General features: G+C 36.9%; 14 protein-coding genes. 7 read left to right on the top strand and 7 right to left on the bottom strand.

Translation table 11 applies throughout. The features are described 5' to 3' along the window. Positions 1-75: 75 nt before the first annotated feature. The gene (locus tag H344_RS0104090) at positions 76-1,083 is read left to right on the top strand and encodes an NAD-dependent epimerase/dehydratase family protein (protein WP_026809129.1); all 1,008 of its coding nucleotides are present in this window, start codon (positions 76-78) and stop codon (positions 1,081-1,083) included. Here H344_RS0104090 and H344_RS19690 read toward each other — a convergent pair. From H344_RS19690 to H344_RS0104075, 3 genes are read right to left on the bottom strand one after another with little or no spacing between them, the layout of a single operon-like run. After that, positions 1,080-1,484 (bottom strand): DUF4296 domain-containing protein, encoded by a 405-nt coding sequence (locus H344_RS19690; protein WP_051254094.1) that lies wholly within the window; start codon positions 1,482-1,484, stop codon positions 1,080-1,082. The genes H344_RS0104090 and H344_RS19690 overlap by 4 nt on opposite strands. A gap of 2 nt (positions 1,485-1,486) precedes the next feature. Next, complete coding sequence (locus tag H344_RS0104080) at positions 1,487-2,821, bottom strand: dihydroorotase (RefSeq protein ID WP_026809128.1); 1,335 nt, start codon at positions 2,819-2,821, stop codon at positions 1,487-1,489. Between the two features lies 1 nt (position 2,822). Next, on the bottom strand, positions 2,823-3,551 hold the full coding sequence (locus H344_RS0104075) for a polyprenol monophosphomannose synthase (RefSeq protein ID WP_026809127.1): 729 nt from the start codon (positions 3,549-3,551) through the stop codon (positions 2,823-2,825). Between the two features lie 329 nt (positions 3,552-3,880). Here H344_RS0104075 and H344_RS0104065 point away from each other — a divergent pair, with 329 nt between their 5' ends. Together H344_RS0104065 and H344_RS0104060 are read left to right on the top strand one after the other, a co-directional pair. Beyond that, entirely contained in the window at positions 3,881-4,546 is a 666-nt protein-coding gene (locus tag H344_RS0104065) for a DUF4271 domain-containing protein (RefSeq protein WP_026809125.1), read from the top strand. Beyond that, positions 4,543-5,289 (top strand): uroporphyrinogen-III synthase, encoded by a 747-nt coding sequence (locus tag H344_RS0104060; RefSeq protein WP_026809124.1) that lies wholly within the window; start codon positions 4,543-4,545, stop codon positions 5,287-5,289. Before H344_RS0104065 ends, H344_RS0104060 begins: the two co-directional genes overlap by 4 nt. Positions 5,290-5,378: 89 nt before the next feature. Here the strand turns inward: H344_RS0104060 and pckA are convergent, their stop codons facing one another. Both pckA and H344_RS0104050 read right to left on the bottom strand, forming a co-directional pair. Next, the gene (gene pckA, locus H344_RS0104055) at positions 5,379-6,995 is read right to left on the bottom strand and encodes a phosphoenolpyruvate carboxykinase (ATP) (protein WP_026809123.1); all 1,617 of its coding nucleotides are present in this window, start codon (positions 6,993-6,995) and stop codon (positions 5,379-5,381) included. 57 nt (positions 6,996-7,052) lie between these two features. After that, positions 7,053-7,445, bottom strand: a complete 393-nt coding sequence (locus tag H344_RS0104050) for a DUF423 domain-containing protein (RefSeq protein WP_026809122.1) — start codon at positions 7,443-7,445, stop codon at positions 7,053-7,055. Between the two features lie 78 nt (positions 7,446-7,523). On the opposite strand from H344_RS0104050, the gene H344_RS0104045 reads away from it, so the two are divergent. The 4 genes from H344_RS0104045 to H344_RS0104030 all read left to right on the top strand — a co-directional run bounded on the left by H344_RS0104045 (position 7,524) and on the right by H344_RS0104030 (position 10,500). Beyond that, the gene (locus H344_RS0104045) at positions 7,524-8,888 is read left to right on the top strand and encodes a saccharopine dehydrogenase family protein (RefSeq protein WP_026809121.1); all 1,365 of its coding nucleotides are present in this window, start codon (positions 7,524-7,526) and stop codon (positions 8,886-8,888) included. Positions 8,889-8,969: 81 nt separating this feature from the next. After that, positions 8,970-9,440 carry an Lrp/AsnC ligand binding domain-containing protein gene (locus H344_RS0104040; RefSeq protein WP_026809120.1) on the top strand — a complete coding sequence of 157 codons (471 nt, stop codon included), beginning with the start codon at positions 8,970-8,972 and terminating at the stop codon, positions 9,438-9,440. A 40-nt stretch (positions 9,441-9,480) separates the two neighbouring features. Continuing rightward, a complete protein-coding gene (locus tag H344_RS0104035) occupies positions 9,481-9,801 on the top strand; it encodes a hypothetical protein (protein ID WP_026809119.1) in 321 nt (106 codons plus the stop codon). Between the two features lie 183 nt (positions 9,802-9,984). Continuing rightward, complete coding sequence (locus tag H344_RS0104030) at positions 9,985-10,500, top strand: ferritin (RefSeq protein ID WP_026809118.1); 516 nt, start codon at positions 9,985-9,987, stop codon at positions 10,498-10,500. 113 nt (positions 10,501-10,613) lie between these two features. Here H344_RS0104030 and H344_RS0104025 read toward each other — a convergent pair whose 3' ends face one another. Further along, the gene (locus H344_RS0104025) at positions 10,614-11,309 is read right to left on the bottom strand and encodes a zinc metallopeptidase (protein ID WP_026809117.1); all 696 of its coding nucleotides are present in this window, start codon (positions 11,307-11,309) and stop codon (positions 10,614-10,616) included. Positions 11,310-11,482: 173 nt separating this feature from the next. Next, a complete protein-coding gene (locus tag H344_RS0104020; RefSeq protein ID WP_026809116.1) occupies positions 11,483-14,398 on the bottom strand; it encodes a leucine--tRNA ligase in 2,916 nt (971 codons plus the stop codon). Positions 14,399-14,429 lie beyond the last annotated feature (31 nt).

Genomic DNA, 14,429 nt, shown 5'->3' with positions numbered 1-14,429 from the left:
TGCCCCATATTGCAACCTGATTATTAGTACTAATGAATTTTTAGATTTATCAATGCAAATGAGTAAATTTGAGCCATGATCTTAGTCACAGGAGGTACAGGTTTGGTAGGAGCACATTTGCTTTTACGATTATTACAGTCGGGTAAACAAGTAAGGGCCATACATAGAACTACCAGTAATCTAAAACAGGTAGAAAAAGTTTTTGGTTATTACAGTAAGGAATCCCAATTATTATTTAATAAAATTAACTGGGTAGAGGCAGACCTTATGGATATTCCCGCATTAGAAACAGCCTTTAAAAACGTTACTCACGTATATCATTGCGCGGCCCTTATCTCTTTTGATCCCGACGACTATGAGTTGTTGAGGACCGTAAATATAGAAGGAACAAAAAATATAGTAAACCTTTGTATAGCGCACCAAATAGAAAAGCTCTGTTACGTAAGCTCTATAGCGGCAATAGGGAGAACATTAAATGGACAACCCGCTACAGAAAAAACGGACTGGACCACCCATCGTGCTAATGTATATGCCCTAACCAAAATGGAAGCCGAGCTAGAGGTATGGCGCGGAACACAAGAAAATGTACCAGCAGTGATTGTAAACCCTGGAGTTATTATAGGTCCTGGTTTTTGGGATACTGGCACGGGACTCCTTTTTAAAAATGCATTTAAGGCCAGAAAGTTCTATCCTCCTGGGGGCACTGCTTTTGTTGCTGTACAGGATGTAGTATCTTTAATGATCCAATTAATGGATTCTACCGTTAAGAACGAAAAAATTATAACCATTGCAAAAAACCTTAGTTACAAGGAAATTTTAGATCGGCTAACTACAGCCTTTAACAAACCCAAACCTACCATTCAACTTAAATCTTGGCAATTGGAAATACTATGGAGGTTAGATTATTTAGCTGCTCTGCTTACCAAACGGGGAAGAAAACTTTCTAAAAACTCGGTACGCTCACTCAGAAAAGTACAATTATATAACAATAATAAATCCAAGGAACTCTTAGATTATTCCTATACGCCTTTAGATGACATTATTGATTTTTCCTGCACCAAGTTTTTGGAAGAACATCCTTAGTTTCTATCTAAATCGGCTTTTTTCAACTTATTAGCTTCCTCGGAGGCCTTTTTGGCAGCTTCTTCCTTTTTAGCATTTATGGACTTTTCTTCGTTTTCTATTTTCTCCTTTACTTGTGTATAAATAGCTTCATACACTATAGGAAGCGAAGCATAATAAGTATCACTATCCACTAATTGAAGGCTGTCTATATTGTGCTTTTTATAGATATACTCCATGGGCACAATATCATACTCATTCAAAACATTCTGATTAATAGATCTTCCAGCATTTAATAAGGAGACATCGTATAAAATGGTAACCATCTTATCTTTTGGAATAAGATTATTTGGTTTTTTCACCACCTCCTCATTACAGGATATAAGGAATAAAAGAATTATGGGTAGTAAGTATTTTACCATAACTATCTATTGAAGGTTAACCTCATTGCATTTCTATCCTCCGAAAATCGGCCATTTTCATATGCCAAATGTCCGTTTACAAAAGTATGACTTACATTGGAGCGAAATGTATCCCCCTCAAAAGGAGACCATCCACACTTATACGCAATATTATCTTTTGTTACTTTCCATGCGTCGTTTAGATCCACCACTACCAAATCTGCAAAGTATCCCTCTTTAACAAACCCACGTTTCTCTATCTGAAACAACTTTGCAGGATTATGACACATTTTCTCCACTATCTTCTCTAATGTTATTTTCCCAGTGTGGTAGTTTTCTAGCATAGCTGGCAACGCATGTTGTACCAATGGCCCACCAGATGGCGCTGAAGTGTAGAGGTTATTTTTCTCTTCTAGGGCATGTGGTGCATGATCGGTTGCTATAACATCAATGCGATCATCTAGTAATGCCTCCCATAATTGATCACGATCAGCAGCAGTCTTCACTGCAGGGTTCCACTTTATTAGCGTACCCTTATTCTCATAATCTTCATCGGCAAACCAAAGATGGTGAATACAAACCTCGGCGGTTATTTTCTTTTGTTCCAAAGGAATATCATTCCTAAAAAGGCTTGTTTCTGCCCCAGTGGAGACATGAAAAACATGGAGCCTTGCTCCTGTCTTTTGCGCTAAGGCTATTGCTTTAGAAGAAGACAGGTAACAAGCTTCCGCGCTTCTTATAAGTGGATGGTACTTCATAGGAATATCATCTCCGTAGCGTTCAGTGTAAAGCGCCATATTATTCCTTATTGTGGCTTCATCCTCACAATGGGCAGAAATTACCATCTCGGTATTCCTAAATATTTTTTCAATAACCACCTCATCATCTACCAACATATTTCCGGTAGAAGAACCCAAAAAAAGCTTAACTCCAGAACAGGCATTCTTATCAAGTCTTTTAAGCTCCTCTAAATTATCATTAGTTCCCCCAAACAAGAAGGAGTAATTGGCAAATGCGGTTTGTTTAGCAATCGCAAACTTTTCTTCTAGTTTAGCAATTGTAGTGGTTTGAGGATTGGTATTAGGTTGCTCCATAAAGGTTGTAATACCACCAGCTACCGCAGCTCTACTTTCTGTAGCAATAGTCCCCTTATGGGTAAGTCCTGGTTCTCTAAAGTGAACCTGATCATCTATTATTCCTGGCAAAACATATTTCCCTTCCAAATTAATTTCCTTAGCCCCCTCTAAAGTGATATGGCTATCGATCTTTAGAATGATTTTTCCATCCAATAAAATATCCCCGGTAAATATCTGCCCTTCATTAACAATGGTAGCGTTCTTTAATATTGTTTTGCTCATATTAAAATTTATTTTTTTGAAACAGACTTCTTAACTTCATTTGGAGCACCCCAAACACTGCCTCTCCTACTATAGACGTACTCATTTTAGATTTCCCTCGAATCCTATCTGTAAAAACTATAGGCACCTCAACAAGATTATACTTTTGAAGATGGGCTCTAAATTTCATCTCTATTTGGAAAGCATACCCTATAAATTTAACGGAATCTAATTTAATAGTTTCCAAAACCTTTCTTTTATAGCAAACAAAGCCTGCTGTTGGGTCGTGCACCCTCATTCCGGTGATCATTTTAACATAAAATGATGCCCCATAGGAGAGAAGAATTCTGTGCAAGGGCCAATTTACAACATTAATCCCTTTTTTATATCTAGAACCTATAGCTACATCTGCACCTTCTACACACGCTTGGTGCAATTTTATTAAATCTGTAGGAGCATGGGAGAAATCGGCATCCATTTCAAAAATATACTCATATTTTCTTTCAATAGCCCATTTAAATCCATGAATATAGGCTGTCCCCAATCCAAATTTCTCTTGTCTTACCTCTAAAAAGAGCCTATTAATATAATCTCCCTGTAATGATTTTACTTTTTGGGCGGTCCCATCCGGGGAGTTATCATCAACAATAAGAATACTAAAATCCTTCTCCAATGCAAAGACAGCTTTAATAATAAGCTCAATGTTTTCAATCTCGTTGAAGGTAGGTATAATCACCAAGCTATCCGTCATCTAGATAAATCCGTTTTTAGCAAAAATAGTATTTTAAATTCCGTAGGGAAACATCGGACCCTATTTATGATATTTTTAAACTTTAGGGTCATTTTATAATTTGTAGTTTTGCCGTGGAAACCACATCCAATGTATCAAAAAACACCAAAAACTAAACTATTTTTCAAAGCATTAACCTGCGCTGTACTAAATTCTGCACAGCGCATCACTATATATATTAAACCAACACTTCCTAAACTAACAGCTACTAATAGCGTTTGTTTAACAATGGATATCTTTGAAAACGGTCTATATTTAGGAAATAACGAAAAAAACATAAAGCTAGAAGCATGGAAGCCATATTAAGAAATCCGACCACTGCAGATTGGATAAGCATTATCCTATTCTCTAGCCTTCTTTTAATTGTTCTAGCAAAGAACCTATTCTACCGAAGATTTCTGGATTTTATTATTCTTCCTTTTAACAATAAATACATTTTTATGTATAACAAGAAAGACAGAATCTTTAATTGGTTTAATGTACTCCTTTCTGTTTTTCAAGTCCTAAATCTATCACTCTTTCTATTTTTTATAAACGAAACTTTCTTCGCTCCCTTAGAAAAATATGCTTTAGAAACATACGGGTATCTTTTTTTGGGTTTAGCGCTTGTTTTTGTTTTAAAACTATTTTTCCAACTGGGGAACGGTTTTATATTTAATTCCGAACAACCCATATCTGAAATTGTTTTTAAGAAACTCTCCTATTTTAATTATAGTAGCATAATTATGCTGATATCTAGTGTAATTTTAAATTTCGTATATCCTGGGTCAAAAATTGTTATTTTAGCAAGTAGTTTACTGATTCTTTTCATAAATGGCATTGGCTGGTTCACTACTTTGAAAAGTCATAGAAAATTCATTACCAGCAATTTTGTCTATTTTATTTTGTATCTTTGCGCCCTAGAAGTAGCACCGATAATTTTGATTGGCACTTACTTGTTAGAACGCAGCATATGAAAGTAAAAACAATATTGGTTTCACAACCAGAACCCAAGACTGAAAACTCCCCATATTCAAGAATTATAGACAAGGAAAAGGTTAAAGTAGACTTTAGGCCGTTTATACATGTTGAAGGAGTTGATGCTAGAAATGTTAGGAAACAGAAGATAGACCTTAATAATTTCACAGCAATCATTCTTACTAGTAGGAATGCTGTGGATCACTTTTTTAGGATTGCAGACGAAATGAGATTCAAGGTACCAGACTCCATGAAATATTTCTGTCAGTCTGAAGCGGTAGCATACTATCTTCAAAAATATGTGGTTTATAGGAAGCGTAAAATTTATGTAGGGAAAATGTATTTCCCAGACCTTGTACCGCTATTAAAAAAATATAAGGACGAGAAGTTTCTTTTACCTTCTTCAGATGTTTTAAAACCTGTAGTTCCGGAAACCTTGGATGGTTTAGGAATAAATTGGACTAGAGGTATATTCTACAAAACGGTAGTTAGTGATCTTTCTGATTTAAGGGATGTTTATTACGATGTATTAGTATTCTTTAGCCCCTCTGGAATTGAATCACTATTAAAGAACTTCCCAGATTTTAAGCAGAACAATACTAGAATTGCAGTTTATGGGAATTCTACAATTAAGGCAGCTACTGAAGCTGGTTTAAGGATCGACATTCAGGCTCCTACGCCAGAAACTCCTTCCCTAACCATGGCCTTGCAAAAGTATATTTCTACAGCTAACAAAAAGTAACACCTTACTAATCTCCCTTTTCCTTGGGAAGAGTTAAGGAACTAATAATATTAATAAAAAAACCCGAGGCTTCCCTCGGGTTTTTATTTTTAGAATGAGTATCGCTGCGGTCCTCCCCGTCTTATTTCTTCATTAGCATAAGACTCGTACTTCTTAAAGTTCTCTCGAAAGGCATTAGTCAGTTTAAATGCTGTTTTATAGTAGGCCTCATCATCGTTCCAAGTAGTCCGTGGACTTAGTACACTTGTAGGCACCCCTGGACACTCCCTTGGTTGCGCCACCCCAAAAACGGAATGAATATGGTATTTATCATAACTATACAATCCTAGATCACCGTTAAGCACCGCGCGAATCATTGCGCGTGTATATTTCAATTTCATTCTAGTCCCTACCCCATACGGACCTCCGGTCCAACCTGTATTAACCAACCAGACGTTCACCCCTGCCTCCTTCATTTTTGCACTTAACATCTCGGCGTATTTGGTAGGGTGCAAGGGCATAAATGGAGCTCCAAAACAAGCTGAAAAGCTAGGAACAGGCTCTACTACTCCGGCCTCAGTTCCGGCTACCTTAGCCGTATACCCAGATATAAAATGATAAGCAGCCTGACTAGGGGTAAGCTTAGATATTGGAGGTAGCACGCCAAAAGCATCGGCAGTTAAGAAGAAAATATTTTTTGGGTTGCCACCAATAGAAGGTACTTGTATATTTTCAATATTATAAATGGGATAGCTAACCCTAGTGTTTTGCGTTATTGAAGTATCCTTATAATCTACCTCACCATTAGCATCTAGGATTACATTTTCTAAAAGAGCCCCTTCTTTAATAGCTCCAAAAATCTCGGGTTCATTCTCTGCACAAAGATTAATTACCTTAGCATAACAACCACCCTCAAAATTAAAGACTGTATTACCTTTTGTCCACCCATGCTCATCATCCCCTATTAATTTCCTGTGGGGGTCAGCAGACAAGGTAGTCTTCCCTGTACCAGAAAGTCCAAAAAAGATAGCAGTTTCCCCATCTTCTCCAACATTAGCAGAACAGTGCATTGGAAGGCAGTTTTTATAAACCGGAAGAATAAAGTTTAACGCTGAAAAAATTCCCTTTTTTATTTCCCCAGTATAGCCAGTTCCTCCAATAAGGACAATTTTTCTACTAAAATTTAAAATGGCAAAATTATGCTGCCTTGTTCCATCTAGTTCACTATTAGCCATAAAACCAGGAGCGTTTATTACCGTCCATTCTGGATCAAACTCTTTTAGCTCTTCTTTTGTAGGCCTTAAGAACATATTATATGCAAACATATTAGACCAGGGATATTCGTTAATCACCCTAATATTCATTTTATAGTCGTCATCTGCACATGCAAAACAGTCCCTAACATAAAGTTCCTTCTCATCTAGATACTGTATCACCTTATTATAAAGGGCATCAAACTTATCGGCTTCAAAAGGGATATTAACATTTCCCCACCAAACCTTATCCTCGGTAATGGCATCTCTAACAATAAATCTGTCTAATGGTGATCTACCGGTAAATTCTCCAGTATTTATAGCGAGAGCACCCGTTGAGGACGTTACTCCCATCTCCTTTTCAACGGTAATCCGATGTAAATCTGAAGGCGGCAACTGATAGTGTATAATACTGTTTTTCAATCCATACTGTTTTAACGAAATCGATTTCGTAGTTGAAGTAGATGAAGCCATAATAAGTGAGTTTTGATTAGCTATTAATAATATAAGTTATAATTATAAGAATTTAGTCTATTCAGTAGATTTATTTTTCAGAATTGCAACACCCAAAAGCACCCAACCAACAATGAATAGCAGTCCCCCAAGCGGAGTAACTAAGGCTATTCGAGTAAAGTCGAATCCAGTTAATTCATTAGTTGCCAAGAGGTAGATAGAAAAAGAAAAGCATACAATTCCGAGAATAATAAAATAAGAGATCACTTTTTTTTGCTTAGCTGACAAAGAATTGATTGTCCCCAAAATCAATAGAAAAAAAGCATGGTACATTTGGTATTGAACCCCTGTAGTAAAGCTATTCACAGCTTTGGAATCTACCAAGTTATTGAGACCGTGAGCACCAAAAGCACCTAACATAACCGCAGTTGCCCCGAAAAAGACTCCAGCCCCCAAAATTGTTTTGTTCATAACTTATGTTCTCGTATTTTTTACAAATATAACATTTTGATATCTTAGTAACCGTCTAACTAGAAAGTAAAATTACACATGTTACGAAAAATAGTAATCTTTGGTGCAGGAAAATCCACTTCATACTTACTTGATTATTTATTAGAGAAATCTGAAGAAGAAAAACTTCACCTCACCATTTGTGATTTGTTTCCAGAGATGTTACCCAACAAAATAAAGGAACACAAAGCATGTAGCACTCTTAAGCTAGATATATTTAACGAGACCGAAAGAAAAAATAGCGTAAAGTCTGCCGACATTGTTATCTCCATGCTACCTGCACATCTACACATCAATGTAGCCAAGGATTGTATTGAACATAAAAAACATCTAGTTACAGCTTCTTATGTTAGCGACCAGATTAGGGAGTTAGACAAAAAGGCAAAAGAATATGGACTAATCTTTATGAACGAAATTGGCGTTGATCCAGGGATAGATCATATGAGTGCCATGCAGGCAATAGACAAAATTAGGAAAAAAGGAGGCAAACTAATTTTGTTTGAATCTTTTACTGGAGGCCTTGTAGCTCCACAAAGCGACAACAATCTCTGGAACTATAAGTTTACTTGGAACCCTAGAAATGTAGTTTTAGCTGGACAAGGTGGCGCCGCAAAATTTTTCCAGGAAGGTACTTACAAATATATACCATACCACAAGTTGTTTAGGCGTACAGAATTCCTAGATGTAGAAGGCCATGGTAAGTTTGAGGCCTATGCCAATAGAGATTCTCTTAAATATCGCGAGGCCTACGGATTACAAGATGCTCTCACCTTATATAGAGGAACCATTAGAAGGGTTGGTTTTTCTAAAGGGTGGAATATGTTTGTACAAATGGGAATGACGGATGATAGTTATACCATAGAGAACTCAGAAGGCATGTCTTATAGGGAATTTGTAAATCTATTTCTCTCTTATTCTCCCACTGATAGCGTAGAATTAAAAATGCGCCATTATTTAAAAATAGACCAAGATGATATCATGTGGGACAAACTTAAAGAGCTTAATCTTTTTGATGATCATAAAAAAATCACTCTTAAAAATGCTACACCAGCACAAATACTACAACAGATTCTAGAAGAAAGCTGGACGCTTGGAGAACATGATAAGGACATGATTGTTATGTACCACAAATTTGGCTATGTACTCAATGGCAAAAAAAGGCAGATAGATTCTAATATGGTTGTAATTGGAGAAAACAGAACCCATACTGCCATGTCTAAAACAGTGGGTTTACCGGTAGCTATGGCCACCTTATTTATCTTAAATAAAAAAATAACCACCCCTGGAGTACAAATTCCCATCAATAAAGAAGCTTACGAGCCAATTTTAAAGGAGCTTGAGAATTACGATATTAAATTTAAGGAATTCAAAGTCCCATACCTTGGTTACAATCCAAACGTCTAATTTTCTATTGCAACGATAGGTTTTATAAAATGTAAACTGAAACTATTTTAATATCTTTATATTGAAATTTAAAAGCATTAAATGAAATCTTCTAATGAAAGCGTTAAAATAGATGGCATAGACAAGGAAATCCTAAGATTCCTAATGGAGGATGCTAGAAAGCCAGTTTTAGAAATTGCCAGAAACATAGGTATTTCTGGTGCGGCTATCCATCAACGATTGCGCAAATTAGAAGCTTCAGGTTTAATTTCAGGATCAAAGTTCATTATAAACCCTAAGGTTTTAGGATACACTACTATGGCCTATATAGGCATCTACTTAGACAAGGCTATGAGCAACCCCTTAGCTGTAAGAGAACTTTCAAAAATCCCTGAAGTATTAGAATGCCATTACACAACGGGAAATTGGTCTATATTAATTAAGGTACTCTGCAGAGACAATGAGCACTTAATGCAAGTACTGAATAAACAAATACAACATATAGAAGGTATATCGAGAACAGAAACCTTCATTTCCCTTGATCAACAAATAGACCGGCAAATTACAATATAATATTTGGATTGAATCTAAATAAGCATTAATTTTGCCCCCAATGACATCAGTATATCAATCTAAATTTTACACACTATATCAGTCCAACACGGATAGATATTTCTACATAGATTTTGGCCAAAAAGTAGTTAAGCTATCTTTTTGTCAATTACTGGCGCTTCGTCAAAAAGTAAATTCCATCTCCATAGAGGCTCATTTTGATGCAGACCTCAACAAACATGGCTTTGAAGTATTAATGCTCTGCAATAAAGAACATTTATTTCTACTAAACACCCTTGAAATTTTAGATCTTAAGAATTTAGTATGTTATGGATTTGCTCTTTTAGGAATATCTTCTGAAAATACGATGGTTGCTTCTTAAGCCATTTATTTAAAAGCAGTCTAAGTCCAATTACATATTAGTGTTTCCATTCTTTTTTCTGTTTCATTTTGAATACCTTTATAGAAAATGAGGGAAAACACACCTAGCAATACGTTGTTTAAGACGATAATATTGCTTTAAACCCTATTAAAACACAACACTTAATTATTAAAATATAGAAAGATGAAAAATATAGCAAGACAACAAATGAGCATAAAGGTCAGCTCTATGGACCTACTCAATAATCAGATAAAATTAGAAGCCCATGCCTCCGCTACTTATTTAGCGATGGCTTCCTGGTGTGATCAAAATGCTTTTACCAATAGCGCTGAATTTTTCTATGCGCAATCTGCTGAAGAAAGGGATCACATGATGAAAATATTCAAATTTATCTCGGAATCAGGAGGAATTGCCATCTCTCCTACTGTAGAAGATATAAATCATGATTTTTCTAATTTAGAAGAGGTTTTTGAAACCGCATTGGATCATGAAATCATGGTAACTAAATCTATTCACAAAATATTGGCTACTGCAAGGAACGATCAAGATTATGTAGTAGAAAACTTCCTTCAGTGGTTTGTTCAGGAGCAACTAGAAGAAGAAAAATCCCTTAGAAATATATTGGATCTATTTGAATTAATGGGAAGAGATGGCATAGCGTTAAAATTAATTGATGAGCGTGTAACGAGGGGTGAATAAGTTTAGGCTTATTGCCGTAGATAAACGCGAAAAATAATTCTAGGTAAGTCACTAGAAATAAAAAAGGAGATGCAAAACATCTCCTTTTTTTATAATTATATTCTTTTCTAGAATTAATCTCTACCCCCTAAAACCTGCATTGCCCAATAGACCAATGTAGCTAAAGACCCTATAGCTGCTACTAGGTAAGTACGTGCAGCCCATTTTAAGGCATCCTCAGAACCTTCATATTCTTCAGGAGATACTATATTCCTATTCTTTAGCCAGGCCAAAGCTCTATTACTGGCATCATATTCTACGGGAAGGGTAATAAAACTAAACAAAGTGGCAAAGCCCATCATCACCAATCCTGCTACGGCAACCCAATAACCAAGTCCAACACCAGCGGCACCACCTAACATAAGCCCTCCAAATACAACCCACATAGACATTCCAGAGGTTACGCTAACCACAGGCACCAATTTAGAACGCATAGTAAGCCATTCGTAAGCTGTAGCATGTTGTACCGCATGGCCTACCTCGTGCGCAGCAACGGCAGCAGCTGAAGCATTACGTTGATTGTAAACCCCTTCACTTAAATTCACGGTTTTATTGGTTGGATTATAGTGGTCGGTTAACATTCCTGGGGTAGAAATAACTTTTACATCATGAATGCCATGATCTGCCAACATTTTCTCGGCTATCTCAGCCCCGCTCATCCCATTACGCAAATGCACTTTGGAATAGTGCTTAAATTTACTTTTCAACTTATTGCTCACCAACCAGCTCACTAAAGCAATAGCACCAATCAATATATAATACATCATCATAACAATATCCTTTTAAAGTTCATCTAATAATTTGACAAAATCATTTACAAGCTTTCAAACATCAATTACAAAAACCTCGCCAAATCCATTACGGGTCTACTTTTCCATTTTAATATGGATTATTCTGCCAAAATGTCTAAAACCCCTTGTAATTTAATATTCACTTTTAATGATTACCCTACTATATTCACAATTTTTCCTGGAACTACAATCACCTTTTTAGGGGTACGACCCTTCAATTGATCTTGGGTTTTGTCGTGTGCCAAAACTGCCTTTTCTATTTCATCTTTAGAAAGATCTACTGGCAATTCCATTTTAAATCGCATCTTACCATTAAAGGAAATAGGGTATTCTTTACTACTTTCAATTAAATGTTTCGGCTCAAATTTAGGAAAAGGTGCTGTAGCGATAGAATCACTATGCCCCAACTTATTCCACAATTCTTCTGTTATATGAGGAGCGTATGGAGCAATTAATACTGCCAAAGACTCCAACACTTCCCTATTGGTACATTTTTGTGCTCCTAACTCGTTCACACAAATCATAAAGGTAGAAACAGAAGTATTAAAAGAGAAGTTCTCAATGTCTTCCTCTACCTTTTTAATGGTCTTATGTAGCGTTTTAAGGTTGTCTGCTGAAGGTGCACCTTCAGTAACTACAAAACTTCCTTCTGCACCACTATGATATAAGCGCCATAATTTCTTTAAAAAACTATGCACTCCAGAAATCCCGGCAGTGTTCCATGGCTTAGATTGTTCTATAGGCCCTAGGAACATCTCATATAATCTTAAGGAATCTGCCCCATATTCTTCACAGATACTATCTGGACTTACCACATTGAATTTGGACTTGGACATTTTCTCTACTTCTCTAGCCACTTTAAAACTGCCATCAGGTTTAGAAATAAAAGTAACCTCAGTATATTCTGGTTGCCATTTTTTAAAGGCTTCCACATCCAAGTTATCTGACATATCTACCATAGTAACATCTGCATGGATGTCCTGCACCACAAATTCTCCATGCTTCTTCACTTGGTTTACTATTGGGTTATCTCCACTTGTCTTATCCTCTAATTTTATATAATCATCCAACACATCAGCATCTACAAAAACAAAGAACGGACGAGAATCCACCTCAAACTGCAATCTTTTTGCAAGGGCACTTGTTCCTGTAATCATCCCTTGATTAATCAATTTCTTTGCAAATTCTGGTTTAGGAACGATTCCTTTATCGAACAGAAATTTTTGCCAAAAACGAGAATATAACAAATGTCCAGTAGCATGTTCACTACCTCCAATATACAGATCTACATCTTGCCAGTAATTAATGGCCTCCTTAGAGAACACCTCCTCAGTATTATTAGGATCCATATAGCGATTAAAATAGAACGAGCTTCCCGCCCAACCTGGCATTGTATTCAACTCTAACGGGAAAACAGTTTTATTATCAATAGCTTTATTACTAACTACAGCGGACTTTTCCACATCCCATGCCCAATGGGTAGCATTTCCTAATGGAGGCTCCCCTGTTTCGGTAGGTAGATATTTTTCTACCTCTGGCAATACTATAGGTAGGTGTTCTGCCGCTATCATCTGCGGCATTCCATCTACATAATATACAGGGAATGGTTCACCCCAATAACGTTGTCTACTAAATACAGCATCACGCAGCCTATAATTTATTTTTCCTTCTCCTTGCCCAAGCTGTTCTAATTCAAAAATAGCACGCTTCACCGCTTTTTTATAGGGCAATCCGTTTAGAAAATCTGAATTTGCAATTACGGTATTGTCTTTATCGGCAAAAGCCTCTTCATCAACATCTACTCCTTCAAAAATATTCGGAATAGGAATATTAAAATGTCTTGCAAAGTCATGATCGCGCTGATCCCCACAAGGAACGGACATTACTGCCCCTGTACCATAGCCTGCCAACACATAGTCCCCTATCCAGATCGGAATAGGTTCTTTGGTAAACGGATGCTCTGCATAAGCCCCTGTAAAAGCTCCTGTAATCGTTTTCACATCGGCCATACGATCGCGTTCACTACGCTTAGCGGTAGCTTCTACATAGTTCATCACCTCCTCTTTTTGCTCGGGAGTGGTAATTTTAGCTACCAATTCGTGTTCTGGAGCCAAGGTCATAAAACTCACACCAAAGATGGTATCTGGGCGTGTGGTGAATACGGAAATATCCTCTCCACTTCCTTCTGGAAGAACTTTAAAGGTTACACTAGCCCCTTCGGACCTACCTATCCAGTTGGTTTGGGAGTCTTTCAATGGTTGCGGCCAGTCTAGCATAGACAAATCGTCTAATAACCTTTGTGCATAAGCAGTTATACGCATGCTCCATTGGGTCATTTTTTTACGGATTACAGGGTGACCTCCACGTTCAGAAACTCCGTTCACCATTTCGTCATTTGCAAGGACAGTCCCCAATGCTGGACACCAGTTCACTTCCGTTTCTGCTAAATAAGTTAGTCTGTACTGTAAAAGGATCTGCTGTTTTTCCGTTTCTGAAAAGGCGTTCCATTGAGAGGCAGTAAATGGTTCTACATCATCATCACAGACCGCATTAACCGTACTATTACCCTCCTTTTCAAAAACAGTGATCAAATCGGCAATATCCATTGCCTTATCAGCATCTTTGTTATAATAAGAATTAAACAGTTGGATAAAAATCCATTGAGTCCATTTGTAATAATTAGGATCAGAAGTTCTCACTTCTCTACTCCAATCAAAAGAAAACCCTATTTTATCTAATTGCTCACGATATCTATTTATGTTAGTTTCGGTAGTAATAGCTGGGTGCTGACCGGTCTGAATTGCATATTGTTCCGCTGGTAATCCAAAGGAATCATACCCCATAGGATGCAATACATTAAACCCCTTATGTCTTTTATATCGCGTATAAATATCACTAGCGATATACCCTAAAGGATGTCCTACATGCAACCCTGCTCCAGAAGGATACGGGAACATATCTAACACATAAAACTTTTCCTTATCGGAGTTGTTCTCTATTTTAAAGGTTTGGTTTTTCGCCCAATACCTTTGCCACTTCTCTTCAATTTTCTTAAAATCGTAATTCATGTACCTAGTTTCTATCAACCATCCCACCCGT

This window comes from Arenibacter latericius DSM 15913, from assembly GCF_000424985.1.
Taxonomy (GTDB): Bacteria; Bacteroidota; Bacteroidia; order Flavobacteriales; family Flavobacteriaceae; genus Arenibacter; species Arenibacter latericius.
The sequence above is the reverse complement of the archived record's forward strand: the minus strand, read 5'-3'. Positions and strand labels throughout refer to the sequence as shown.

Bases quoted from the DNA above. Each gene is read 5' to 3' on its own strand.
- H344_RS0104020 (WP_026809116.1), bottom strand. From the start codon at position 14,398: ATGAATTACGATTTTAAGAAAATTGAAGAGAAGTGGCAAAGGTATTGG.
- H344_RS0104065 (WP_026809125.1), top strand. From the start codon at position 3,881: ATGGAAGCCATATTAAGAAATCCGACCACTGCAGATTGGATAAGCATT.
- H344_RS0104030 (WP_026809118.1), top strand. From the start codon at position 9,985: ATGAAAAATATAGCAAGACAACAAATGAGCATAAAGGTCAGCTCTATG.
- H344_RS0104060 (WP_026809124.1), top strand. From the start codon at position 4,543: ATGAAAGTAAAAACAATATTGGTTTCACAACCAGAACCCAAGACTGAA.
- H344_RS0104090 (WP_026809129.1), top strand. From the start codon at position 76: ATGATCTTAGTCACAGGAGGTACAGGTTTGGTAGGAGCACATTTGCTT.
- H344_RS0104080 (WP_026809128.1), bottom strand. From the start codon at position 2,821: ATGAGCAAAACAATATTAAAGAACGCTACCATTGTTAATGAAGGGCAG.
- H344_RS0104050 (WP_026809122.1), bottom strand. From the start codon at position 7,445: ATGAACAAAACAATTTTGGGGGCTGGAGTCTTTTTCGGGGCAACTGCG.
- H344_RS0104045 (WP_026809121.1), top strand. From the start codon at position 7,524: ATGTTACGAAAAATAGTAATCTTTGGTGCAGGAAAATCCACTTCATAC.
- H344_RS19690 (WP_051254094.1), bottom strand. From the start codon at position 1,484: ATGGTAAAATACTTACTACCCATAATTCTTTTATTCCTTATATCCTGT.
- pckA (WP_026809123.1), bottom strand. From the start codon at position 6,995: ATGGCTTCATCTACTTCAACTACGAAATCGATTTCGTTAAAACAGTAT.
- H344_RS0104040 (WP_026809120.1), top strand. From the start codon at position 8,970: ATGAAATCTTCTAATGAAAGCGTTAAAATAGATGGCATAGACAAGGAA.
- H344_RS0104035 (WP_026809119.1), top strand. From the start codon at position 9,481: ATGACATCAGTATATCAATCTAAATTTTACACACTATATCAGTCCAAC.
- H344_RS0104075 (WP_026809127.1), bottom strand. From the start codon at position 3,551: ATGACGGATAGCTTGGTGATTATACCTACCTTCAACGAGATTGAAAAC.
- H344_RS0104025 (WP_026809117.1), bottom strand. From the start codon at position 11,309: ATGATGATGTATTATATATTGATTGGTGCTATTGCTTTAGTGAGCTGG.